Source organism: Microbacterium sp. STRO-2N (assembly GCF_057747775.1).
The window spans coordinates 2,395,710-2,419,721 of sequence record NZ_CM173223.1; the positions used below are offsets into that span (position 1 = coordinate 2,395,710).

The 24,012-nt window shown below is 70.5% G+C and carries 23 protein-coding genes; 4 read left to right on the top strand and 19 right to left on the bottom strand.

Annotated features, from left to right (window positions below; translation table 11 throughout):
- Nucleotide 1: 1 nt before the first annotated feature.
- Nucleotides 2-751: a large exoprotein gene (locus tag AC3ANN_RS11225; RefSeq protein ID WP_488337486.1), complete on the bottom strand. Its 750-nt coding sequence runs from the start codon at nucleotides 749-751 to the stop codon at nucleotides 2-4.
- A 182-nt stretch (nucleotides 752-933) separates the two neighbouring features.
- Here AC3ANN_RS11225 and AC3ANN_RS11230 point away from each other — a divergent pair, with 182 nt between their 5' ends.
- The gene (locus tag AC3ANN_RS11230; RefSeq protein ID WP_488337487.1) at nucleotides 934-1,431 is read left to right on the top strand and encodes a DUF4282 domain-containing protein; all 498 of its coding nucleotides are present in this window, start codon (nucleotides 934-936) and stop codon (nucleotides 1,429-1,431) included.
- A gap of 23 nt (nucleotides 1,432-1,454) precedes the next feature.
- Here the strand turns inward: AC3ANN_RS11230 and AC3ANN_RS11235 are convergent, their stop codons facing one another.
- The 13 genes from AC3ANN_RS11235 to prmC form a co-directional block, all read right to left on the bottom strand.
- Complete coding sequence (locus tag AC3ANN_RS11235; protein WP_488337488.1) at nucleotides 1,455-2,204, bottom strand: YaaA family protein; 750 nt, start codon at nucleotides 2,202-2,204, stop codon at nucleotides 1,455-1,457.
- Nucleotides 2,205-2,268: 64 nt separating this feature from the next.
- On the bottom strand, nucleotides 2,269-2,529 hold the full coding sequence (locus AC3ANN_RS11240) for a F0F1 ATP synthase subunit epsilon (RefSeq protein ID WP_488337489.1): 261 nt from the start codon (nucleotides 2,527-2,529) through the stop codon (nucleotides 2,269-2,271).
- Nucleotide 2,530: 1 nt separating this feature from the next.
- Nucleotides 2,531-3,976: a F0F1 ATP synthase subunit beta gene (atpD, locus tag AC3ANN_RS11245; RefSeq protein WP_488337490.1), complete on the bottom strand. Its 1,446-nt coding sequence runs from the start codon at nucleotides 3,974-3,976 to the stop codon at nucleotides 2,531-2,533.
- A gap of 56 nt (nucleotides 3,977-4,032) precedes the next feature.
- The gene (locus AC3ANN_RS11250) at nucleotides 4,033-4,929 is read right to left on the bottom strand and encodes a F0F1 ATP synthase subunit gamma (RefSeq protein ID WP_488337491.1); all 897 of its coding nucleotides are present in this window, start codon (nucleotides 4,927-4,929) and stop codon (nucleotides 4,033-4,035) included.
- Nucleotides 4,930-4,949: 20 nt separating this feature from the next.
- Nucleotides 4,950-6,587 carry a F0F1 ATP synthase subunit alpha gene (gene atpA, locus AC3ANN_RS11255; RefSeq protein ID WP_488337492.1) on the bottom strand — a complete coding sequence of 546 codons (1,638 nt, stop codon included), beginning with the start codon at nucleotides 6,585-6,587 and terminating at the stop codon, nucleotides 4,950-4,952.
- A 61-nt stretch (nucleotides 6,588-6,648) separates the two neighbouring features.
- Nucleotides 6,649-7,440 (bottom strand): F0F1 ATP synthase subunit delta, encoded by a 792-nt coding sequence (locus tag AC3ANN_RS11260; RefSeq protein WP_488337493.1) that lies wholly within the window; start codon nucleotides 7,438-7,440, stop codon nucleotides 6,649-6,651.
- Nucleotides 7,440-7,994 carry a F0F1 ATP synthase subunit B gene (locus AC3ANN_RS11265; RefSeq protein WP_488337494.1) on the bottom strand — a complete coding sequence of 185 codons (555 nt, stop codon included), beginning with the start codon at nucleotides 7,992-7,994 and terminating at the stop codon, nucleotides 7,440-7,442. The genes AC3ANN_RS11260 and AC3ANN_RS11265 overlap by 1 nt, the downstream gene beginning before the upstream one ends.
- Nucleotides 7,995-8,022: 28 nt before the next feature.
- Complete coding sequence (gene atpE / locus AC3ANN_RS11270; protein WP_273541848.1) at nucleotides 8,023-8,256, bottom strand: ATP synthase F0 subunit C; 234 nt, start codon at nucleotides 8,254-8,256, stop codon at nucleotides 8,023-8,025.
- Between the two features lie 59 nt (nucleotides 8,257-8,315).
- Nucleotides 8,316-9,107 (bottom strand): F0F1 ATP synthase subunit A, encoded by a 792-nt coding sequence (atpB, locus tag AC3ANN_RS11275; RefSeq protein WP_488340820.1) that lies wholly within the window; start codon nucleotides 9,105-9,107, stop codon nucleotides 8,316-8,318.
- Nucleotides 9,108-9,276: 169 nt separating this feature from the next.
- Nucleotides 9,277-9,765, bottom strand: coding sequence for a Cg1360 family ATP-synthase-associated protein (locus tag AC3ANN_RS11280; RefSeq protein WP_488337495.1), 489 nt, complete (start codon nucleotides 9,763-9,765; stop codon nucleotides 9,277-9,279).
- Nucleotides 9,762-10,958, bottom strand: a complete 1,197-nt coding sequence (locus AC3ANN_RS11285) for an MraY family glycosyltransferase (protein ID WP_488337496.1) — start codon at nucleotides 10,956-10,958, stop codon at nucleotides 9,762-9,764. Before AC3ANN_RS11285 ends, AC3ANN_RS11280 begins: the two co-directional genes overlap by 4 nt.
- A complete protein-coding gene (locus AC3ANN_RS11290; protein WP_488337497.1) occupies nucleotides 10,955-11,707 on the bottom strand; it encodes an L-threonylcarbamoyladenylate synthase in 753 nt (250 codons plus the stop codon). Before AC3ANN_RS11290 ends, AC3ANN_RS11285 begins: the two co-directional genes overlap by 4 nt.
- Nucleotides 11,708-11,877: 170 nt before the next feature.
- Nucleotides 11,878-12,759: a peptide chain release factor N(5)-glutamine methyltransferase gene (prmC, locus tag AC3ANN_RS11295; protein ID WP_488337498.1), complete on the bottom strand. Its 882-nt coding sequence runs from the start codon at nucleotides 12,757-12,759 to the stop codon at nucleotides 11,878-11,880.
- A 211-nt stretch (nucleotides 12,760-12,970) separates the two neighbouring features.
- Here prmC and cysK (AC3ANN_RS11300) point away from each other — a divergent pair, with 211 nt between their 5' ends.
- From cysK (AC3ANN_RS11300) to epsC, 3 genes are all read left to right on the top strand, one after another.
- The gene (gene cysK, locus AC3ANN_RS11300; RefSeq protein ID WP_488337499.1) at nucleotides 12,971-13,909 is read left to right on the top strand and encodes a cysteine synthase A; all 939 of its coding nucleotides are present in this window, start codon (nucleotides 12,971-12,973) and stop codon (nucleotides 13,907-13,909) included.
- A 65-nt stretch (nucleotides 13,910-13,974) separates the two neighbouring features.
- Nucleotides 13,975-14,928 (top strand): cysteine synthase A, encoded by a 954-nt coding sequence (gene cysK / locus AC3ANN_RS11305; RefSeq protein ID WP_488340821.1) that lies wholly within the window; start codon nucleotides 13,975-13,977, stop codon nucleotides 14,926-14,928.
- 8 nt (nucleotides 14,929-14,936) lie between these two features.
- Nucleotides 14,937-15,506, top strand: coding sequence for a serine O-acetyltransferase EpsC (gene epsC, locus AC3ANN_RS11310; protein ID WP_488340822.1), 570 nt, complete (start codon nucleotides 14,937-14,939; stop codon nucleotides 15,504-15,506).
- A 27-nt stretch (nucleotides 15,507-15,533) separates the two neighbouring features.
- On the opposite strand, the gene AC3ANN_RS11315 is transcribed toward epsC, so the two are convergent.
- From AC3ANN_RS11315 to thrC, 5 genes are all read right to left on the bottom strand, one after another.
- On the bottom strand, nucleotides 15,534-18,326 hold the full coding sequence (locus tag AC3ANN_RS11315; protein ID WP_488337500.1) for an ATP-binding protein: 2,793 nt from the start codon (nucleotides 18,324-18,326) through the stop codon (nucleotides 15,534-15,536).
- A 105-nt stretch (nucleotides 18,327-18,431) separates the two neighbouring features.
- Nucleotides 18,432-19,511, bottom strand: coding sequence for a peptide chain release factor 1 (gene prfA, locus AC3ANN_RS11320; protein WP_488337501.1), 1,080 nt, complete (start codon nucleotides 19,509-19,511; stop codon nucleotides 18,432-18,434).
- A 24-nt stretch (nucleotides 19,512-19,535) separates the two neighbouring features.
- On the bottom strand, nucleotides 19,536-21,743 hold the full coding sequence (gene rho, locus AC3ANN_RS11325) for a transcription termination factor Rho (protein WP_488337502.1): 2,208 nt from the start codon (nucleotides 21,741-21,743) through the stop codon (nucleotides 19,536-19,538).
- A gap of 202 nt (nucleotides 21,744-21,945) precedes the next feature.
- Complete coding sequence (gene thrB, locus AC3ANN_RS11330; protein ID WP_488337503.1) at nucleotides 21,946-22,893, bottom strand: homoserine kinase; 948 nt, start codon at nucleotides 22,891-22,893, stop codon at nucleotides 21,946-21,948.
- Entirely contained in the window at nucleotides 22,890-24,005 is a 1,116-nt protein-coding gene (thrC, locus tag AC3ANN_RS11335) for a threonine synthase (RefSeq protein WP_488337504.1), read from the bottom strand. The genes thrB and thrC overlap by 4 nt, the downstream gene beginning before the upstream one ends.
- Between the last annotated feature and the right edge of the window lie 7 nt (nucleotides 24,006-24,012).

Consider the following 24,012-nt stretch of genomic DNA (forward strand, 5'->3'; position numbering starts at 1 on the left):
GCTACGGCCGCGGCGGCTCGGATGCCGGCGGCTCCGAAGCGGGCGGCTCAGCGGCCGGCGGCTGAGCGGACGGCGCAGGAGCGGACGGGGCGGCGGGCGGCGGCGTCACCGGGGGCTCGGACGCAGCCGGAGGCTGGGTGACCGAAGGCGCCGGCGGTGCGGGCGGCGCGTAGCCGGCCGGCGGCTGATACCCCGCCGGGGGTGCGTAGCCGGCGGGCGCCGTGGCGGGATTGGCCGGGTACCCGCCCGCGGGCGTCTGACTCGGGACGCCGGCCCACACCGTGTTGTCGGCGAGGAAGTTGCCCGCCCACGGAGCGGCCGGGATCGCGGTGTTCCAGCGCGAGCGGTCGAACGCGTTGATGCCGAACCAGACGATCGAGAGGAAGAAGTAGAGGATGAGCCACACCGCCTCCTTCTGCAGCTTCAGACCGACGCGCCACGCGGCCAGCAGCGTGTAGAGGAAGGCGGCGATGCCGATGAGCCACCCGAGCACCGGCACCCAGAACAGCACGATGTAGCCGCCCCACAGGACGAGCAGCCACCACGGGTTGAGGTCGCCGAGCTTGGAGAAGATCAGGGTGTTGTAGACAGGGACCCAGGCGCGCCACCGTCCCTGCACACCGGCCTTCTCGAAGATCTTCATGAGGAACCACGAGTAGATGACGTAGCCCGCCACCAGGAACAGCAAGAAGAACGGCAGCAGGACGAGCCACGCGAGCGCGACCCCTACTCCGTAATCGTCGTCGTACATGATGGAGCGACCTCCGAGTGTCGATGCAGGACGCGTGTCGGCGTCCACGGAGCCCCTGCCCCGCTCGACACATGCTAGCGACGCGCCCGACTCCGTGTCAGCAGATTGCGGCATGTCCAGGGGATGGCCTCGCCCGCACCCGGTGGATAGCCTGAGCACAACCTCTCGACCGAAGGAGCCGCATGAGCGATCCGAATGCCGCCGCGCCCACTCCCCCGCCGCTGCCCGAACGGTCAGCCGCGGAGGCCGCCCGCACCGGCCAGACACCGCCCGAGACATCGCGCCCGGCGTACTCCGCCGCGAACGACCCCGACGACACCGGCGTGCCGACGGTCGGCGGCGAGGTCAACCAGGTGGGGAAGGGATTCTTCTCCGCGCTGTTCGACCTGTCGTTCCGCACCTTCATCACGCGCCGTCTCGCGAGCGTCTTCTACCTCGTCGGCCTCGTCGCCATCGGCATCGGGTTCCTGGTGTATTTCGTCAGCGGCATCCTGGGCGCCATCTCCGTGATGTCTTTCAACGTCGGAGCAGGGATCAGCGCCCTCATCGCGACCATCGTCATCGTGCCGGTCCTGACGTTCCTCGCGATCGTCCTGCTGCGGTTCATCATCGAGGCCGTCGTCGCGCTCATCGCGATCGCGGAGAACACCGAGCGCACGGCACAGCACACGCGGCGCTGACGACCGGGCGCCGGTCGGCGGGCTCAGGCGAAGAGCTCGAGCTCGCCCGCGGCGTTCTCTCGCACGCGCAGCCCCGCGGCATCCGCCCACCGGACGAACCCGCCGCGCGAGGCGACCCGCGGGCGCTCGGTGGCCAGGCGGCGCACCAGGGCTCCCTTGGCGTGCTTGTTGAAGTGGTTGAGGGCGCGCGCCGCGCCGTCCGGGCCCTCGGTCACCACCCGGACATAGTGAGACGGGACCCCGGCGGGAACCGGGCCCAGCGCCGCATACGCCTCGGATCGCAAATCGAGCACGAAACGCGGCTCGAGCTCCGCGATCGCGGTGGTCACGGCATCGGCCCACACGCGTCGCAGCGGCGGCACCCCGGGAAGCGCCGTCGAGGCCCCGAGGCGGTACGCGGGGATGCGGTCTAGCGCGCCGACCGGCCCGAACGGGGCGGAGTGGATCAGCGCATGCGCACCGAGCCAGCGACGCGCGGACGCGTCGAGGGATGCCGCGTCGAGTGCGTCGAAGAGAACACCGGTGTAGCGGTCGACCGCCGCCATCGTCCGCGCGTCGCGCAGCACGGCGTTCGCGGCGATGTCGCCGCGCTGGGTGGCCCCGAGCTTCAGCACCCTCGCGGCGTGCTCCTCGTCGGCCGAGAGCGCCACCAGCGCATCGACGACGGCGTGGCGCTGCGGCGCGAGCTTCGGCAGCGCGAGCCCGTCCACGTCGAGGGGGCGGCCGGAGCCGCCTGCCCTCTTGGTCTCGGAGGGCGGCAGAAGAATCAGCATCATGCTCCCGGAAACGCGCGTCGGCCGGTCCCCGAGGGGACCGGCCGACGCGTGAGGATCGGTGTCAGGCGATCAGCGCCGCATTGCCGGCGACGATCGTGAGGTCGTCGCCCTCCATCGAGAGGAAGCCGTCCTGTGCGTTGGCGATGATCTTCGTGCCGGAAGTCTCGGTGATGCGCACCTGACCTTCGGCGAGGATCGCCAGCACCGGCTCGTGCCCCGGCATGAAGCCGATCTCGCCCAGGACGGTCTTGGCGACGACGAGCGACGCCTCTCCCGACCAGACCTCCGCGTCAGCGGAGACGAGACTCACCTTGAGCGGCATGTCAGCCGTTCTCCTTCTGGATGCGAGCCCATGCCTCTTCGACGTCGGAGATGCCGCCGACGTTGAAGAAGGCCTGCTCGGCCACGTGGTCGAACTCGCCCTTGACGATCGCGTCGAACGACTCGATGGTCTCCTTGATCGGGACGGTCGAGCCCTCGACGCCGGTGAACTTCTTCGCCATGTAGGTGTTCTGCGAGAGGAACTGCTGGATGCGGCGTGCGCGCGACACGACGATCTTGTCCTCTTCGGAGAGCTCGTCGACACCGAGGATCGCGATGATCTCCTGCAGCTCCTTGTTCTTCTGCAGGATCTGCTTCACGGCGGTGGCCACGCGGTAGTGGTCCTCGCCGATGTAGCGCGGGTCGAGGATGCGGCTCGTCGACGCCAGCGGGTCGACCGCGGGGTACAGACCCTTCGACGCGATCTCGCGCGAGAGCTCGGTCGTGGCGTCGAGGTGCGCGAACGTGGTCGCGGGCGCCGGGTCGGTGTAGTCGTCGGCGGGGACGTAGATCGCCTGCAGCGAGGTGATCGAGTGGCCGCGCGTGGAGGTGATGCGCTCCTGGAGGATGCCCATCTCGTCGGCGAGGTTCGGCTGGTAGCCCACCGCGGAGGGCATGCGGCCGAGCAGCGTCGACACCTCCGAGCCCGCCTGCGTGAAGCGGAAGATGTTGTCGATGAACAGCAGCACGTCCTGCTTCTGCACGTCGCGGAAGTACTCCGCCATGGTCAGGGCCGACAGGGCGACGCGCAGGCGCGTCCCCGGCGGCTCGTCCATCTGGCCGAAGACGAGCGCGGTCTTGTCGAAGACGCCCGCCTCCTCCATCTCGTGGATGAGGTCGTTGCCCTCACGCGTGCGCTCGCCGACGCCGGCGAACACGGACACGCCGCCGTGGTCCTGCGCGACGCGCTGGATCATCTCCTGGATGAGGACGGTCTTGCCGACGCCCGCACCGCCGAAGAGGCCGATCTTTCCACCCTGCACGTACGGGGTGAGCAGGTCGATGACCTTGATGCCGGTCTCGAACATCTGCGTCTTCGACTCGAGCTGGTCGAACGCCGGCGCCTTGCGGTGGATACCCCAGCGCTCGGTGACCTCGATGGTCTCGCCGGGCTCGCCGTTCAGCACGTCGCCGGTCACGTTGAACACACGGCCCTTGGTGACGTCGCCGACGGGCACCGTGATCGGGCCGCCCGTGTCGCGCACCTCCTGGCCGCGGACCATGCCGTCGGTGGGCTTCAGCGAGATCGCCCGGACCAGGTCGTCGCCGAGGTGCTGAGCGACCTCGAGCGTGATCTCGGTCGACTCGTCGCCGATGGTGATGGTGGTCTTGAGCGCGTTGTAGATGTCGGGGATCGAGTCGTGCGGGAACTCGATGTCGACGACCGGGCCGGTGACGCGCGCGACGCGCCCGACCGCGGTCGCGGTCTTCTCAGCGGTGAGGCTCATGGCTTCTTCTCTTTCGTATGGTCTGTTGCGCAGTGCTTGTGTGCCGGGCGCCGGTGCTACTTGCCCGATGAGAGCGCGTCGGCGCCGCCGACGATCTCGGCGATCTGCTGAGTGATCTCGGCCTGGCGCGCGTTGTTGCGCAGGCGCGTGTAGTCGGTGATGAGCTTGTCGGCGTTGTCGCTGGCCGACTTCATCGCCTTCTGGGTCGCGGCGTGCTTCGCTGCCGACGACTGCAGGAGCGCGTTGAAGACGCGGCTCTGGATGTACACCGGCAGCAGGGCGTCGAGTACGACCTCGGCATCCGGCTCGAACTCGTACAGCGGATACACCTGCGCCGTTGCCGACTCCTCGGCCTCGACGACCTCCAGCGGGAGCAGGCGCACGGTCTCGGGAGACTGCGTCATCATGCTGACGAAGCGGTTGTAGACGAGGTGGATCTCGTCCACGCCGCCGTCGGCGCCGCCGCGGTCGTACGCGTCCAGGAGCACGGCCGCGATCTCTTCAGCGGTGCTGAAGTGCGGCGTGTCGGTGTCACCGGTCCACTCCGCCGCGCTCTCCATGCGACGGAACTGGAAGTAGCCGACGGCCTTGCGGCCGACGAGGTAGAACACCGGCTCCTTGCCCTGCTCGCGCACCAGCTGCGCGAGCTCCAGGCCCTCGCGGAGGATCTGCGAGTTGAACGCGCCCGCGAGTCCGCGGTCGGACGTGAAGATCACCACGGCCGAGCGGCGGATCGTCTCACGTTCGACGGTCAGCGGGTGATCGACGTTCGAGTGCGTCGCCACGGCGGAGACGGCCCGCGTCACGGCCCGCGCGAAGGGCGAGGACGCGCGGACGCGCGCCATCGCCTTCTGGATGCGCGAAGCCGCGATGAGCTCCATCGCCTTCGTGATCTTCTTGGTCGTCTGAGCAGTGCTGATCTTCTGCTTGTAGACCCGGAGTTGTGCGCCCATTGTCCCTGTCCGGTGTCGCCTTAGCGGCGGCCCTTGACGATCTTCTCCTGGTTCACGTCTTCGGCCTCGGCGGCTGCGACCTCTTCGTGGCCCGGCTTGCCGATGGCCTGGCCCTTGCCCGCCTGGAACTCGAGGATGAACTCGTCGGTCCGCTTCGCGAGCTCCGCCACGGTGTCGTCATCGAGGACGTTGGTGTCGCGGAGGGTGTCGAGGATCGTGGTGTTGCGGCGCAGGTAGTCCAGCAGCTCGCGCTCGAACGCGAGCACGTCCTCGACCTCGATCGAGTCCAGCTTGCCGTTCGTGCCCGCCCAGATCGAAACGACCTGCTCCTCGACCGGGTACGGCGAGTACTGCGGCTGCTTGAGCAGCTCGGTCAGGCGTGCACCGCGCGCGAGCTGGCGACGGGATGCCGCATCCAGGTCGGACGCGAACATCGCGAACGCCTCGAGCGAGCGGTACTGCGCGAGCTCGAGCTTGAGCGTTCCCGAGACCTTCTTGATCGACTTCACCTGGGCGTCGCCGCCGACGCGCGACACCGAGATGCCGACGTCGACCGCGGGGCGCTGGTTGGCGTTGAAGAGATCGGACTGCAGGAAGATCTGTCCGTCGGTGATCGAGATGACGTTCGTCGGGATGTACGCCGAGACGTCGTTGGCCTTCGTCTCGATGATCGGCAGACCCGTCATCGAGCCGGCGCCCAGCTCGTCCGAGAGCTTCGCGCACCGCTCGAGCAGACGCGAGTGCAGGTAGAAGACGTCGCCGGGGTACGCCTCGCGACCCGGCGGCCGGCGGAGCAGCAGCGACACGGCGCGGTACGCCTCGGCCTGCTTGGTCAGGTCATCGAAGATGATGAGGACGTGCTTGCCGCCGTACATCCAGTGCTGGCCGATGGCCGAGCCGGTGTACGGAGCGAGGTACTTGAAGCCGGCCGGGTCGGAGGCCGGAGCGGCGACGATGGTGGTGTACTCCATCGCCCCGGCGTCCTCGAGGGCGCCCTTCACGGCGGCGATCGTCGAGCCCTTCTGGCCGATCGCGACGTAGATGCAGCGCACCTGCTTGGTGGCGTCACCGGATTCCCAGTTGGCCTTCTGGTTGATGATCGTGTCGATCGCGATCGCGGTCTTGCCGGTCTGGCGGTCGCCGATGATGAGCTGGCGCTGGCCGCGGCCGACCGGGATCATCGCGTCGATCGCCTTGATGCCGGTCTGGAGAGGTTCGTGCACGCTCTTGCGCTGCATGACGCCGGGGGCCTGCAGCTCGAGCGCACGGCGACCCTCGGTTGCGACGGCGCCGAGGCCGTCGATCGGGTTGCCGAGCGGGTCGACGACACGGCCGAGGTAGCCGTCGCCGACGGGAACCGAGAGGACCTCGCCGGTGCGGGTGACCTGCTGGCCCGCTTCGACGCCCGAGAACTCGCCGAGCACGACGACGCCGATCTCGTGCTCGTCGAGGTTCAGAGCGAGGCCGCTCGTGCCGTCCTCGAACGTCACGAGCTCGTTCGCCATGACGCCGGGCAGGCCCTCGACGTGCGCGATGCCGTCCGCGGCGTCGATGACGGTGCCGACCTCGGTGGCCGCGGCGCCCGTGGGCTCGTAAGCGGCGACGAAGTCCTTCAGCGCGTCACGGATGACGTCGGGGCTGATAGAGAGATCTGCCATTGTTTTCCTTCGTTCATGGGGCCTCGGCCCCGAAATCTCCGCGGAAGGCGGGAAGTCTTTGCTAGCCGGCCAGCCGCTGGCGGAGGTCGGCCAGTCGTGCCGACACGCTCGCGTCGATCACGTCGTCGGCGATCTGCACCCGCATGCCGCCCACGACGGTCGGGTCGACGACCGTGTTGAGGGTGATCTGCGCGCCGTAGCGCTTCGACAGGGTGGACGTGAGGCGCTCCGCCTGCGCCGCGCTGAGCGGCGCCGCGGTGACCACGGTGGCGACGGTGCGGCCGCGCTGATCGGCGACGAGCCTCGTGGCACGAGCCAGGAGCTGGCGCACGCGCCGCTCGCGCGGGTTGCCGATGAGGGACGACGCGATCAGCGTCGCCGCCGCGCTCGCGCGCCCCTTCAGCAGCGACTCGACGAGCCCGGCCTTCGCCTCGGCGTCGCCGAGACGGCTGCCGAGTGCCAGCTCGAGCTCGGCGTTGTCGGCGACGGTGCGCGAGAACGAGAACAGCTCGCCCTCGACGTCGGCCGCCGGGTCTGCGATGGCGGCCGCGCGCACGGCGAGGTCCTCGATGCCTTCGACGAGGTCGCCGGGAACCGACCACCGCTGCTCGACGGCGGTCGTCAGCAGCGACGCCGTCGTGGGCTTCACCGCGGAGCCGAACACGTCGGCGACGACCTTGCGGCGCGCTTCGGGTGAGGCCGAGGAGTCGGCGAGCGCGCCGCTCAGCTGCGACGAATCGCCCACGGCGCGCGCCACCGCGAACAGCTCGCGGGCGACGTCGAGGTCGACTGCCGACGCGGCGCCGAGCGCCGCGGTCGTCGCCGCCTGGGCCTGAGTGGTCGCGCTGCCCATTACGCCCTGGCTCCTTCGGATGCCTCGAGCTCGGCGAGGAAGCGGTCGACGACGGCCTGCGCCTTCTTGTCGTCGGTCAGCGTCTCGCCGATCACGCCGCCGGCGAGGTCGAGGGCGAGCGTGCCCACCTCGCTGCGCAGCGACACGAGCGCGGTCTGGCGCTCGGCCTCGATCTGGGCATGGGCCGTCGCGGTGAGGCGAGCGGCCTCGGCGGATGCGGCGTCCTTGGCCTCGGCGACGATCTTCTTGCCGTCCTCGCGGGCGGCGTCGCGGATCTCACCGGCCTCCTTGCGCGCGTCGGCGAGCTGGGCGGTGTACTCCTCGAGCGCCGCCTCGGCCTTGCGCTGCGCCTCGTCGGCCTTCGCGATGTTGCCCTCGATGGCGGCCGAGCGCTCGTCGAGCAGCTTCTTCATGCGAGGAAGCGCGACCAACCAGAAGATCACGAGGATGACGACGAAACAGACCGCCGACCAGATGATGTCGTACCAGGCGGGGATGAGCGGGTTGTGGGCCGCGCCCTCCTCCGCCGCGTACGCGACAAGAGCGTTCAGCATCCTGTCTCCTTAAGACTGGTGTCGGCGATTACTGGAAGATGAAGTAGGTCGCGATGCCGATGAAGGCGAGCGCCTCGGTGAAGGCGATACCGATCCACATGAGCACCTGCAGGCGGCCGGCGAGCTCGGGCTGGCGTGCCACGCCCTCGATCGTCTTGCCGACGACGATGCCCACGCCGATGGCCGGACCGATCGCGGCGAGGCCGTAGCCCATCGTCGCGACGTTTCCGCTGACCTGGGCGAGAACCGTAGTTGCGTCCACGGGGGTGTTTCCTTTCGGTTGTGGGCGGTCCTGTGATTACAGGTTGGGGACCGACCCGCTCAGTGCTCTTCCGCGACCGCGAGCTGGATGTAGACCGCGGTGAGGAGAGCGAAGACGTACGCCTGGAGGACGGCCACCAGGATTTCGAACAGGGTGAAGATGAAGCCGAACGCGAGGCTGCCTGCGCCCAGCAGGCTCCACCAGCCCCCCATGTCGAAGATGAAGAATTGCGTGGCGGCGAAGAACAGCACCAGCAGCAGGTGGCCGACCATCATGTTCATGAGGAGTCGGAGGGTCAGCGTCACCGGCCGGATGATGAACGTCGAGATGAGCTCGATCGGGGTGACGATGATGTAGATCGGCCACGGCACGCCGGAGGGGAAGAGCGAGTTCTTGAAGAAGTTCTTCGGGCTCTTCTTGATGCCCGCGTAGATGAAGGTGACGTAGCTCACGATCGCGAGCGTGAGCGGGACGGCGATGATGCTCGTGCCGGCGATGTTCAGGAACGGGATGATGCCCGTGATGTTCATGAACAGCACCATGAAGAAGATGGTGGTCAGGATCGGGAGGAAGCGCTGGGCGTCCTTCTTGCCGAGGAGGTCCTCGCCGATGTTGACGCGCACGAAGTCGAGGCCCATCTCGACGATGCTCTGGAACCGTCCGGGGACGACGCGCATGCGGCGGGTGCCGAGCCAGAAGATCAGCACCACGGCGATCGTCGCGAGGATCTGGATCAGGTTGATCCGGGTGACCGGGATGACGCCGAAGACGTTGAAGAGGACTTCGGGGAAGAACTCGTCGATCGACGGCCCGTGGAACTCGGGGGCATCCGCGGCAAGGGGGGCGATCAGGGTCGCAGCTTGAGTAGTCAGCGCTGGCTCCAGCTTCGGGGCATCGGTCGAGAACCGTTGCGACGATGGTCGGTGAGCGTCACTCCGCAAGCGCTCGCAGAGCGAGCGGGCGGGCGCACGATCAGCCTATCAAACTTGAGAGGTCGCTGAATCCCGTCGGCCGCGCCGCTCACGGGCCCGGATCCGGCTCGCCGGCGCGGTCCCCGGCATCCGGATCCGTGGGAAGCTCCACGTCGCTCACGTGCGGCACGCGCATGCGCAGCAGCACGACGACGTCGACCGCGAGCGAGGCGAGCACGCTCACCACGACGGCGACGAAGAAGACGGTCGGCTCGATCCACGGCTGGTCGCGCAGCAACAGCAGCGCGACGATGAAGACGACGAACTTGAGGATCCAGCCGCCGAGCACGATCGCGAAGAACAGCGGCACGTACAGCGCGTCGCCGTACCAGCGATTGGCGATGAGGATGCTGGCGCCGGTGATCGCGAGGAACACCGCGGCGACGAGCACGCCGACCAGCGCGCTCCAGAGGCCCGTCGTGCCGGCGACGAGGTAGCCGACGACCGCGCCGGCGACGGCGAGGATCGCGGTGACGGCGCCCGACCACACCAGGACGGTGCGCAGGATCGGCGTGCTGGAAACGGGGCTGGGTGTCATCGGGCGTTCTCCGGGAGATGCGCGGGCGCGGGGTCGTGCGCCGGCTCGGGCAGGGGGCGCGCCGCGGGGCGGCGACGCGAGGGCAGGAACGTGACGACCAGGCACGCGGCCACGCCGACGACGCCGTAGGCCACGCCGAAGAGGTAGTCCCCTGGCCACTCCAGGGTCGTGCCGATGTACATCAGCAGCACCGACAGGCTCACCAGGGCCGTCCACGCGTAGAAGATCAGCACCGCATCGCGGTCGGAGTGGCCCATGTCGAGCATGCGGTGGTGCAGGTGCTTGCGGTCGGGCGAGAAGGGCGACTTCCCGCGGCTCATGCGGCGCACGACGGCAAGGCCGAAGTCGAGCAGCGGAAGCAGCACGACCACGACCGGCAGCAGGATCGGGATGAAGGCACCGAGGAGCTGCGAACGGCCGAACTGGTCGTTGTCCCCCAGCATCGCGGGATCGAAGTTCGCGGTGATCGCGATCGCCGAGCACGCCATCAGCAGGCCGAGCATGAGTGCGCCCGCATCGCCCATGAACAGCCGCGCCGGGCTCCAGTTCAGAGGCAGGAAGCCGATGCACGCCCCGATCAGGACGGCGGCGATGAAGGACGCGAGGTTGAAGTAGGTGCTCGCCCCGGTGTCGCGGAACACCATGTACGAATAGGCGAAGAACACCGCGTTCGCGATGAGGCACACGCCGGCCACGAGGCCGTCGAGGCCGTCGATGAAGTTGACGGCGTTCATGACGACCACGATCGCGAACACCGTGAGCGTGAAGCTCACCCAGCTCGAGAAGATCGCCATGCCGCCCACCGGGAGGGTGTAGATCTGCAGCTGGCCGAACCACGCGATCACGCCCGCGGCGAGGAACTGCGCGCCGAGCTTGATCATCCAGTCGAGATCCCACAGGTCGTCGAGCACGCCGATCACGACGATGATCAGCGCGGCGCCGAGCAGGGCGTAGACCTGCTGCGGGTTGGACCAGATGATGGCGAAGAACGGATGCTGCGCCGAGACCGCGAACGCCGCCACCACGCCGAGGAACATCGCGATGCCGCCGAGCCGCGGCGTGGGCGTCGTGTGGACGTCGCGGTCCCGGATGCCGGGATACAGCTTGTACCGCAGGCTGACGCGCCACACGACCCACGAGAGGACGAACGTGACGGCCGCCGTCAGGAGGATCGTGAAGACGTACTGCTTCACGGGCGATCCGGCTCCGCGGGCGGAGCGGCCTCCTCGGAGCCGGACTCCGCCTCGCTGCCGGCCTCGGCCTCCGCATCGCTGCCCGGATCGGCTTCGAGCAGATCGCCGAGCACCTCCCGCAGGCGCGCACGCTCGACAGCGCCTTCGCGCAGGACGCGCACGAGCGGTTCCGCTCCCCCGACGAGGCTCGTCGCGTCGACGATCGTCGATGCCACGCCGGTCTTGGACGGCCCGTCGCTGAGGTACACCGCGACGGTGTCGCCGAGCATCTCCTGGGCGTCCTCGGCGGTGACGCCGGCGGGCATGCCCGTGAGGTTCGCGCTCGAGACCGCCAGCGGGCCGGTCTCTTCGAGCAGCTCGAGGGCGAGGCGGTGCGCGGGCATCCGCACTGCGACGGTGCCGCGCGTCTCGCCGAGGTCCCACGACAGCGACGGCTGCGCCGGCAGGACGATCGTCAGCCCGCCCGGCCAGAACGATTCGACGAGGCGCTCGACCGGCTCGGGCACCTCGGCCACGAGTGCGCGGAGGGTGGCGAGCCCGGCCACCAGGACGGGCGGCGGGGACTGTCGTCCGCGGCCCTTCGCCGCGAGCAGACGCGCGACGGCTGCCGCGTTGAACGCGTCGGCGGCGACTCCGTACACGGTGTCGGTCGGGAGGACGACGAGGTCGCCGCGTCCGATGGCCTGGCGTGCCTGACGCATGCCGGTGAGCAGCTCTGCCTCGTCGCGGCAGTCGTAGATGGGGGACATGTCGCCCACAGTCTAATTGGCGCGGGGCCGGCCCCCCGGACCCCGCCCCAAGTGGCGCAGGGCCGGCCCCCCGGACCCCGCCCCAAGTGGCGCAGGGCCGGCCCCCCCGGACCCCGCCCCAAGTGGCGCGGGGCCGGCCTCTCGGCCCCCGGCGTCAGTCGTGCACGATCTCAGGGACGCAGCGCCGTCGTGGCGCGGTCTCGCATCGTGAGGTCGGGGTGGGTCGCCGCGGCGCGCCACCCGTCCGCAGTGAGGAGGTCGCGGATCGCCTCGCCCTGCCATTCGCCGTGCTCGATCACGATCGTCGCTCCGGAGTGCGCAAGCCGCAGGCCGACGCGACTGAGGACGCGGATCACGTCGAGCCCGTCCGCTCCCCCGTACAGCGCCGCGGGCGGGTCGAAGAATCGGACCTCCGGGTCGCGCGGGATCGCGGCATCCGGAACGTACGGCGGATTCGACGCGACCACCGAGACCGTGCCGTCGAGCTCCGGGAAGGCATGCTCGAGGTCGATGAACGCGAGGCGGGCGTTCTCGGCGCCGACCCTGGCGAAGTTCTCCTTCGTCCACACGAACGCGTCGACGGAGTTCTCGGCGGCGAAGACGCGTGCGTGCGGCACCTCGGTCGCCATGGCCAGGGCGATCGCGCCGCTCCCGGTGCCCAGGTCGACCGCGACGGGGGCTTCGGATGCCGCGGCGCGCAGCGCGTCGATCGCGAGCTGCGCGACGATCTCGGTCTCGGGCCGCGGCACGAACACGCCGGGACCGACGCGCAGCTCGAGGTGGCGGAACGGCGCCAGTCCGGTGATGTGCTGCAGCGGCTCGCGAGTGGCGCGGCGGGCGACGAGTTCGTCGAGCCGGCGCGCGTCGTCCGCGCCGATCGCGTCGCCGCGCAGCGCAGCCGCCTGCACTCCCCCGCGCCCCGACCCGAGGACGAATGCGGCGAGGAGCTCCGCGTCGACGGCGGGATCGGCGACACCGGCCTCGGCGAGTCGTTCGACCGCGGCCCTGAGGGCAGCGGAGAGGGTCATGGTGGTGGGGCGCTCGGACGACATGGAGCCTTCAGCCTACGTGCCGCGGGCGGGGCAGGTGACCTCGCCGAGATCGGGCCTCAGGGCCCGCGGGAGCGCCCGCCTGGTATCGCTCGGGCCCAGGTGTCACATGCCGTAATGCTGCCGATCTCCTCCCCTAGGCTGATGCCGTCCCGCGCGATGACGCCCGGGCCTGCATCCGAACCGAGCGAACTCACCCGAAAGGCCGATCGACATGCCCGGCATCCACTCCGATATCACCGCTGCTTTCGGCAACACGCCGCTCGTCCGCCTCAACCGCGTCACCGAGGGCGCGGGCGCCGAGGTGTACGCGAAGCTCGAGTTCTACAACCCCGGCTCGAGCGTCAAGGACCGCCTCGGCATCGCGATCGTCGACGCCGCCGAGGCATCCGGCGCGCTGAAGCCCGGTGGCACGATCGTCGAGGCCACGAGCGGCAACACCGGTATCGCGCTCGCGCTGGTCGGCGCCGCGCGGGGCTACAAGGTCATCCTCGCGATGCCGTCCTCGATGTCGGTCGAGCGCCGGCTGCTCCTCAAGGCCTTCGGCGCGCAGCTCGTGCTCACCGACCCGGCCGGCGGCATGAAGGGCGCCGTCGCGGAGGCCGAGCGCATCGCCTCCGAGACGCCCGGGGCGATCCTCGCGAAGCAGTTCGAGAACCAGGCGAACCGTGAGATCCACCGCAAGACCACGGCCGAGGAGATCTGGCGCGACACCGAGGGCGAGGTCGACATCTTCGTCGCCGGCGTCGGCACCGGCGGCACCATCACCGGCGTCGGCCAGGTGCTCAAGGAGCGCAAGCCCGACGTGCGGGTCGTCGCCGTGGAGCCGTCGGCCTCGCCGCTGCTGTCGACGGGCACGCCGGGTCCCGCGAAGATCCAGGGCATCGGCCCCAACTTCGTGCCGCCGATCCTCGACACCGAGGTCTTCGACGAGGTCGTCACGGTCGAGTTCGACGACGCCATCTCGACCTCGCGCGAGCTCGCCGTCAAGGAGGGCATCCTCGTCGGCATCTCGAGCGGTGCCGCCGTCTGGGCCGCGCTGCAGGTGGCGGCCCGTCCCGAGAACGCCGGGAAGAAGATCGTCGTCGTCACTCCCGACACCGGCGAGCGGTACCTGTCGACTGCGCTCTTCGAGGATCTGCGGGAAGATTGATCCCGCACGACGGCGCGACGGATGTCGTCGCGCCGTCGTCGTATCCCCGACTGAGAAGAGCGTTCGTGCCCGGCATCCACTCCGACATCACCACCGCGTTCGGTGAGACGCCGCTGGTGCGTCTCAACAGGTTGACCGACAGGCTCGGCGCGGAGGTGCTGGCGAAGCTCGAGTTCTACAACCCCGGCTCGTCGGTCAAGGACCGCCTCGGCTACGCGCTCGTCGAAGCGGCGGAGGCTTCGGGTGAGCTCGTCCCCGGCGGCACCATCGTGGAGTCGACGAGCGGCAACACCGGCATCGCGCTGGCCCTCATCGGCGCCGCGCGCGGGTACAGGGTGATCCTCACGATGCCGGCCTCCATGTCGAAGGAGCGACGCACGCTGCTGAAGGCGTATGGCGCCGAGCTCGTCCTCACCGACCCGTACAAGGGCATGACCGAGGCCGTCGAGACGGCCCGCCGGATCGCGGCCGAGACGCCCGGGGCCGTGCTGGCGCGCCAGTTCGAGCACGAGGCGAACGCCGCGATCCATCGCCGCACCACCGCCGAGGAGATCTGGCGCGACACCGACGGCCGCATCGACTGGTTCGTCGCCGGCTCGGGCACCGGCGGCACCGTGACCGGCGTCGGTCAGGTGCTCAAGCAGCGCAGCCCCGGCACCCGGATCGTGCTGGTCGAGCCCAAGGACTCCCCCGTCCTCACCGAGGGACGCGCCGGCGGCCACCGCATCCAGGGGATCGGCCCGAACTTCGTGCCGGACGTGCTCGACCGCTCGGTCGTCGACGAGATCTTCGACGTCGAGTTCGACGACGCGATCCGCACCGCGCGGGAGCTCGCCACGCGCGAGGGCATCCTCGCGGGCATGTCGGCCGGCGCCGCGGTGTGGGCGGCCCTCGAGATCGCCGCCCGTCCCGAGGCCGAGGGCAAGAGGATCGTGGTCATCGTTCCCGACTCGGGCGAGCGATACCTGTCGACCGCGCTTTATGAGCACCTGCGCGAACCGGAGGGCGAGAAGAAGTGACCGAACGCATCGGACTGGTCGCGCGTGTCCGGGAGGACGTCGCCGCGGCCAAGCTGCGCGATCCCGCCGCGCGGAGCGGCCTCGAGATCGCGCTCCTCTACCCCGGTCTGCACGCCATCTGGGCGCACCGACTGTGGCATGCGCTCTGGACGCGGCGCGTGCGCTTCCTCGCCCGCGCGGGGTCGCAGGTGACCCGGTGGCTCACCGGCATCGAGATCCACCCCGGCGCGACCATCGGCCGCCGCTTCTTCATCGACCACGGGATGGGCGTCGTGATCGGCGAGACCGCCGAGGTCGGTGATGACGTGCTGCTCTACCACGGGGTGACGCTGGGCGGCCGGCAGCGCGAGGGCGGCAAGCGGCACCCCACGCTCGGCGACGGCGTCGCGGTCGGCGCGGGCGCCAAGATCCTCGGACCGATCACGATCGGCGACGGCTCGCTCGTCGGCGCCAACGCCGTGGTCACCAGGGATGCGCCGCCCGACAGCGTGCTCGTCGGCGTGCCGGCCAAGCCCCGCGCCCGGCGCACGGGTGAGGACACGCGCGCGCTGCTCACGACCCCCGAGTACGTCATCTGACGCGACACGGAACGGACGGATGCCGCGTCACGCGGCCGTTCGACGATGGATGGCCGCGGCAGCCGTCCTCGACGACACGTCCAGCTTCCGCAGGATGGCCGAGACGTGCACCGAGACCGTCTTGACGCTGATGTACAGCCGCTCGGCGATCTGGCTGTTGCTGAGCCCCTCGGCCACGAGTTCCAGCACCTGCTCCTCCCGCGCCGTGAGCGCGGAGTGCGCCGACGCGTTCGCGAGACCCGCATCGGCCGCGAGCTCTCGCGCGCGTGCGGCCAAACCGTCGGCGCCGATCTCGTCGGCGAACGCGGCCGCCGCGGCGAGTGCCTCCCGCGCCGCCGCACGGTCGCCCGATGCGAGCAGTGCCTCTGCGTGCCGCACCCGGGCGTAGGCCCGCAGGTACGCGGGGCCCTCGGCGTCGATCGCGGCCTGCCATGGGCCCTCGCCCAGCTCTGCGGCGAACAGCGACGACCACAGCGGGATCAGCGGCCACTCGCGGAACGCGTCCAGCACCGCGCGGAACGGCCGGGTATCGGAATCCTCCCCGCGCTCCCGCAACGCTGCCACCGCGCGTGCCGCGACGGCCGTCAACGGAAGGACGAGCACGCCTCCGTTGGTCTCCGAGCACGCGATGCGCGCCCACTCGAGCGCCGCGAGAGCGTCTCGCCGCGCGAGCGCGAGCTGTCCGAGGTCGTAGGTCATGCCGAATCGCGTCTGGAACTCGTACGCGCCGAACATGTCCAGCTCGCGACGCGCCGTCTCAAGCGCCGCCTCGGCCTCGGGGACGTGCCCGCGCCAGATCGCGAGGCACACCAGCCGCTCACGCAGGAAGGCCGAATAGAGTCCCGGCTCCATCATGGGGAGCATGCGGCTTCCGAGCTCCTCCGCCTGCTGCATCCGCCCCGAGTAGATGAGGCCCTCGATGACATTGGCCTCGAGCATCACGAGCGGGCCGCGGTCGACCACGTGGGCCTTGCCGTACTCCTGGCCCTCACGCGCCACCGCGATCGCCTCGTCGTAGCGACCGACCAGCATGAGCGCGTTGGAGTAGTTGATGTAGTACCGCATGAGAGGTCGTGCGAAGCCCGTCGCACGCGATCGCGCTTCCTCGAAGAGGGCGAGACCCTCGGCATCTCCGCCGGTGACGAGGCACGTCGCCGCGATGAGCATGGCCTGCGCGACGATCTCGGCCGCGTCCGGGTCGCCCGCGGCCGCTGCCTCCTCCGCCGTCGCACGCGCCTGCTCCGCGACCTCGATGCCCGCACGCTGGCGGCCGTTGAGCATGTGCACGCGCGCCGAGCTCAGCAGCAGGCCCGCTCGCTGCAGGTCGTGAGCCGGGTCCTCGCCCAGGATCGCCAGCGCCTGCTCGATGCTCGCCACGCCGTCCGACACGCCGACCTGGAGCTCGCTCGTCGCGAGGTCGGCCAGGATCGCCGCGCGTCCGACGGCATCGTCCTCGGGCCACAGCGCCACGGCCTCCTGCACGAAAGCCAGGGCGCGCTCCTGTCGATTCGCCGAGACCAGAGCGCCCGACGTGCGCTGCAGCAGGTCGACGCGCCGGACGCCGGTCACGCCCTCGGGGTCCGGCACGGACTCCCACAGCTCGAGCGCACGCTCCCCCGCCTCGGCAGCCGTCGACCAGGCGGACGCGCGGCTCGCGGCCCCCTGCGCCGCGACCGCGGCCGCGAGCGCGCGATCGGGCACATGCGCGGCGCGCCAGTGGTGCGCGATGTCGGCGAGCACGCGTGGTGTCGGAGCCGATGCCTCGAGGGCGACCGCGTAGGCGGTGTGCAGGCGCGTCCGCTCCGTCGGCAGAAGCTCGGCGTAGACGGCCTCCTGCATGAGCGCGTGCCGGAACGCGTATGCGTCACCGCGCACCACCAGCACCTGTGCGTCCACAGCGGTGCGTACGGCCTCTTCGAGCGCGAGGTCGTCGCCGTCGAACACGGCGCGGACCACCGCGTGGGTCACTTCGACCCCGCCGGTGGCGAGCACGCGGGCGAAGCGGCGGGCCTCGGCGTCCAGTCGCTCGTAGCGGAGCAGGAGCACCTCGCGCAGCGACGTCGGCAGCCGCTCGCCGGTGAAGCTCGCGAGCTCCTCGACGTAGAACGGGATGCCGTCGCTGCGAGCCGCGATGTCGAGCAGCACTCCGGGCGCGAGCGCTTCGCCGTGCACCGCGGTCGCGAGGACCGCGACATCCGCCGGGCTGAGACGCGTGAGGGGCCGATGCGTCAGGAGCCGCGCGCGATCCAGCTCGGCGAGCACCGGTCGGAGCGGATGACCCCGGCCCATGTCGTCCGTGCGATACGACAGCAGTACGAACAGAGGCAGGACCGCGGCGCGGCGGACGAGCCGGGACACGATCTCGCAGGTCGTGCCGTCGGCCCAGTGGAGGTCCTCCACGACGACCGCGAGGCGGTGCGACCGTGCGAGCTCGGAGATCGTCTCGACGACGACGTCGGCGAGGCGCTCGGCGTCGCCCGGCGCCTCCGCGAGCGCGGGAACGAGAACGCCCAGGGCGTCCGCGCCCGCGCCGGCCGCCGCCCGCACCGCCTCGACGCCGAGCGCGTCGACGAGGTCGCGCAGCAGATCGGTCACCGCCGTGAGCGGCGCGGGTCCTGAGCCGGAGTCGACGCATGCACCGCGGAGCACGACGATCCCGTCGAGGCCGTCGGTGAAGTCGCGCAGCAGTCGGGTCTTGCCCATCCCCGCGTCTCCCGACACGACGACGGCGCGACCCGCACGGCCGACCGCGGCGATCTCGTCGCGCAGTGCCTCCAGGTCCGCCTGGCGGCCGACGAGGGGGACCCGTCCGATCTGCATACCGCCCATCATCCCACCCGACGCGGACGTCCGGCGGGCCGGTGACGACCCCCGGCTACGTCGTCGACGGATGCCGCGGGCCGCGGCATCCGTTCCCGTGCGGAATCAGTCGTCGGCGCCGAGGGCGGCGAGCCGCGCCTCCTCGTCGGCACGGATCGCGGACTCGATGATCGGCTCGAGCGCGCCGTCCATCACCTGGTCGAGGTTGTACGCCTTGTACCCGGTGCGGTGGTCGGCGATGCGGTTCTCGGGGAAGTTGTAGGTGCGGATGCGCTCGGAGCGGTCCATGCCGCGGATCTGCGACTTGCGGGCGTCGGATGCCGCCGCCTCGAGCTCCTCCTGCTGCCTGGCGAGGAGCCGGGCCCGGAGCACGCGCATCCCCGCCTCGCGGTTCTGCAGCTGCGACTTCTCGTTCTGCATCGACACCACGATCCCGGTCGGGACGTGGGTGATGCGCACCGCGGAGTCCGTCGTGTTGACGGACTGCCCGCCTGGCCCCGACGACCGGAACACGTCGATCTTCAGGTCGTTCGGGTCGATGTGGATCTCTTCGGGCTCGTCGACCTCGGGGAAGACGAGCACGCCGGTCGTCGAGGTGTGGATGCGTCCCTGCGATTCGGTGGCGGGCACGCGCTGCACGCGATGCACGCCCCCTTCGTACTTCAGGTGCGCCCACACGCCCTGGGCGGGGTCGCTCGACGAGCCCTTGATCGCGACCTGGACGTCCTTGTAGCCGCCGAGGTCCGACTCGTTGCGCTCGAGCAACTCGGTCTTCCAGCCCTTCGACGCGGCGTACTGCAGGTACATCCGCAGCAGATCCGCGGCGAACAGCGCCGACTCGGCACCGCCCTCCCCCTGCTTGATCTCCATGATGACGTCGCGGGCGTCATCGGGATCGCGCGGGATGAGCAGCCGCCGCAGCCGTTCCTGCGCCTCGGCGAGCGTCGCCTCGAGCGCGGGAACCTCCTCGGCGAACGCCTCGTCCTCACGGGCGAGCTCGCGCGCCGCGTCGAGATCGTCGGATGCCGCGAGCCAGTCCTCGTGCGCCTTCACGATGCGCGAGAGCTCGGCGTAGCGCCGGTTCACCCGCTTGGCCCGCGCCGCATCGGCGTGGACGGCGGGGTCCGAGAGCTCGGCCTGGACCGCGGCGTGCTCCTCGATCAGTCCTTTGACCGACTCGAACATCCCAGGATCATGCTTCGACAAGGCTCAGCGGATGCTGTTGTCGTGCGCGTGGCTGCCACCGCCGCCGTGCCCGTCGCGCGCGGGCGCCGGGATCGACTTCTGCATCTGCACCAGGAACTCGACGTTCGACTGGGTCTCCTTGAGCTTGCCGAGCACGACCTCGAGGGCCTGCTGCGGGTCGAGGCCCGCCAGCGCGCGACGCAGCTTCCAGGTGATCTTGACCTCGTCGGGCGAGAGCAGCATCTCTTCGCGACGCGTCGACGACGCGTTGACGTCGACCGCGGGGAAGATGCGCTTGTCGGCGAGCTGGCGGTTCAGGCGCAGCTCGCTGTTGCCGGTGCCCTTGAACTCCTCGAAGATGACGTCGTCCATCTTGGAGCCGGTCTCGACGAGAGCGGTCGCGAGGATCGTGAGCGATCCGCCGTTCTCGATGTTGCGCGCCGCGCCGAAGAAGCGCTTCGGCGGGTACAGCGCCGACGCATCGACACCGCCGGTGAGCACGCGGCCCGAGGTCGGCGCCGAGATGTTGTAGGCCCGGCCCAGGCGCGTGATCGAATCGAGCAGCACCACGACGTCGCGGCCGAGCTCCACGAGGCGCTTCGCGCGCTCGATGGCGAGCTCGGCGACCGTCGTGTGGTCTTCGGCGGGGCGGTCGAAGGTCGACGCGATGACCTCGCCCTTGACCGTGCGCTGCATGTCGGTGACCTCTTCGGGACGCTCGTCGACGAGCACGACCATGAGGTGCACCTCGGGGTTGTTGGTCGCGATGGCGTTGGCGATCTGCTGCAGCACGATCGTCTTGCCGGCCTTGGGCGGCGCGACGATGAGGCCGCGCTGGCCCTTGCCGATCGGTGCGACGAGGTCGATGATCCGCTGCGTGAGCTTCTCGGGCGCGGTCTCGAGGCGCAGGCGCTCCTGCGGGTAGAGCGGCGTCAGCTTGCCGAACTCGACGCGGGTCGCGGCGTCCTCGACCGACAGGCCGTTGACGGCGTCGACCTTGACGAGCGCGTTGTACTTCTGACGGCTGGACTGCTCGCCCTCGCGCGGCTGCTTGATGGCGCCGACCACGGCGTCGCCCTTGCGCAGGTTGTACTTCTTCACCTGGCCGAGCGAGACGTAGACGTCGCTCTGACCGGGCAGGTACCCGGTGGTGCGGACGAACGCGTAGTTGTCGAGCACGTCGAGGATGCCCGCGATCGGGATGAGGACGTCGTCCTCGCCGATCTCGGTCTCGAACTCGTCGGAAGTGGTCTGGCCGCGGCGCTTGTTGCGCTGGCGGCCGCGCGCTCCGCCCTGTCCGGGCTGGTCGTCCTCGCCCTGCTCGGGCTTGGGGGCCTCGGCGGGCGTGGCGGCGCCCTGACCGTTCGGACGGTCGCCGTTCTGGCCTGCCTGCCCGCGGTTGCGGTTGCGGTTGCGGCTCCGGCTGCGGCCACGGCTCGAGGTCTCGGCGCCTTCGCCGGCATCGCCGGCGTCGCTGGACTGCGGGGCGGCCTCGCCAGACTGCTCGCCAGGCTCACCGGCGGTCTCGGGAGCTGCGTCAGGAGCGGTGTCGACGGATGCCGCGGCCTCGGCCGCCTCGGCGGCCTCGGCCTTCGCGGCCTGGGCGCGCCCTGCGCCGCGGCGTGCGGGACGCTTGGCAGGCGCGGTCTGGACGGCCTCCTCGGCTGCCTCGGCGGGCGCCTCGGCGGCCTCGACCGGGGCCTCCGTGACCTCGACGGGAGCCGCAGCGGCCTCCTCCGGGGCGACCGCGGGCGCGTCGCCGCTCTTGGCCCGGCGCGGAGCGCGCTTGCGCGGTGCCTTGGCTGCGGGCGCTTCGGCCGGCGGTGCCGCCTCGACGGCCTGCTCCTCGGCGACGACCGCGTCGGCGACCGCCTCGTCGGCGACCGCGTCCGCGATGACGGCATCTGCGACGGCCTCCTCGGCCGCGGCCTCGGCGACGAGCGCCTCGTCCACAGCCTCGTCGGCCGCGGCCTGCGCCTCATCGGTCTGCTCGTCGGCAGCGGCGGCGACGGCCTCTTCGGCGACCGCGTCGGCGATGATCGCTTCGGCGACGGCCTCTTCGGCCACCTCGTCGGCGGCCTCGGCTTCTTCGACCGCGACTTCGGCGACGGTCTCGGCCGCGGCGACCGCGTCGGACTGCTCGGCGGCGATGCCTGCGTTCTCGACGGCCTCAGGCGCTTCCGCGCGCTCGTCGGCCGGAACGTCGGCGTGGATCTCGGAGATGGACTCCACGAGTTCTCCCTTGTGAAAACGAACGGGTTATGCACGACCGCGCGGCGCTGGAGAGGGGCAGGTGCCCCATTCGACCGGTTGTCAGGCCTGTCGAATCACCCGCCGACGGGGTGAGGGACCGCGAGGGTGCTCAGCGGACGTCGGCAGGTCAGAATGCCGTGCGGTGGATTCGCAGATTTGCGACGGAGGCCAGATTCACGAGTTACGTGGAACCCTCCGCGTACTCCCTCACTGTACCACCCTTGAAGTCGACAGCGAGCATCAGCGCCTCCCACGGGGTGTCGGTCACGGCGGTCGCGACCGCGCCCGCCTCGAGCCGGCGGCCGGGTCCGTCGGCGAGCACGAGCACACTCGGGCCCGCCCCCGACACCACTGCCGCGAAGCCCTCGGCGCGCAGCGCCCGCACGAGCCGGTCGGTCTCGGGCATCGCGCTGGCGCGATAGTTCTGATGCAGCTTGTCCTCGGTCGCGGCCTGCAGCAGCTCAGGACTCTGGGTGAGGGCCGCGATCAGCAGGGCCGAGCGCGACACGTTGAAGACGGCATCCTCGCGCGGCACCTGCATCGGCTGGAGGCTGCGGGCGAGCTTGGTCGACATCGTGAACTCGGGGACGAGCACGAGAGGCGAGACGCCGCGGTGGACCAGCAGCTTCTTGTGCTGCGGTCCCTCCTCGTCGACCCACGCGATCGTGAGGCCTCCGAACAGGGCGGGAGCCACATTGTCGGGGTGACCCTCGAGCTCCGTCGCGAGCCGCAGCAGCGCGTCCGGGCCGAGCTCCACGTCGCCCTCGAGCAGGCCCTTCGCGGCCAGCAGACCCGAGACGACGGCGGCGCCCGACGACCCCAGCCCGCGGCCGTGCGGGATCACGTTCCGCGCGAGGAGCCGGAGCCCCGGCATCCGTCGCCCCACCGACTCGTACGCATAGGCGATGGCGCGGACGACCAGATGCGACGCGTCCCGCGGCACGTCTGCGGCACCGGCCCCCTCGACGTCGATCTCGAGCTCGCCCTCGGGCAACGCCGTCACGTCGAGCTCGTCGTAGACGCTCAGCGCGAGGCCGAGCGTGTCGAAGCCCGGCCCCAGGTTGGCACTCGTCGCCGGCACCCGCACCACGATCCGGCGACCGGGCGCCGGGGCGACGGCTGCGCTCACTTCGCCGGTTCCTGCGCGTCGACCGGCTCGGCGAGCGCGGCCGGAGCGAGATCGAGAACGGATGCCACCTCCGATGTCGTCGCGTCGACGACGGTCGGCTCGACCTGTGAGCCGTCGGCGTTGCGCAGCGCCCACTGCGGATCCTTCAGCCCGTGGCCGGTGACGGTCAGCACGACACGCGCGCCCTGCGGCACGATGCCGGCTTCCACGCGGTCGAGCAGGCCCGCCACACTGATCGCCGACGCGGGCTCGACGAAGATGCCGACCTCCCCCGCGAGCAGCTTCTGCGCTGCGAGGATCCGCTCGTCGTCGATCGCGCCGAACCAGCCGTCGGTCGCGTCGCGCGCCTCGAGGGCCAGATGCCATGAGGCGGGGTTGCCGATGCGGATGGCGCTGGCCACCGTCTCGGGGTTCTTCACGACCTCACCGCGCACGAGCGGCGCGGAACCGGCGGCCTGGAAGCCGAACATGCGTGGCACGCGCGTCGAGACGCCGGCGTCGGCCTCTTCGCGGTAGCCGCGCGTGTAGGCCGTGTAGTTGCCCGCGTTGCCGACCGGGATGAAGTGGAAGTCGGGCGCGTCGCCGAGCTGCTCGACGACCTCGTAGGCGGCCGTCTTCTGCCCGTCGATGCGGTCAGGGTTGACGGAGTTGACGAGATGCACCGGGTAGTTGTCGGCGAGCTCCCGCGCGATCTCGAGGCAGTCGTCGAAGTTGCCGCGGATCTGGATCAGACGCCCGTTGTGCGCGACGGCCTGGCTGAGCTTGCCCATCGCGATCTTCCCCTCGGGCACGAGGACCGCCGCGGTGATGCCGGCGTGGGCGGCATACGCGGCCGCGGAGGCCGACGTGTTCCCGGTGGAGGCGCAGATGACCGCCTTCGCACCGTGGTCGATCGCGCGCGACACCGCGACGGTCATGCCGCGGTCCTTGAACGAGCCGGTCGGGTTCATGCCCTCGAACTTCACCCAGACATCGGTGCCGGTGCGCCGCGAGAGCGCGGGCGCCGGGAGGAGCGGCGTACCGCCCTCGCCGAGGGTGACGACGGTCGATGCATCGGTGACCCCGAGACGGTCGGCGTACTCGCGGAGGACTCCGCGCCAGACATGTGCCATTTCAGTT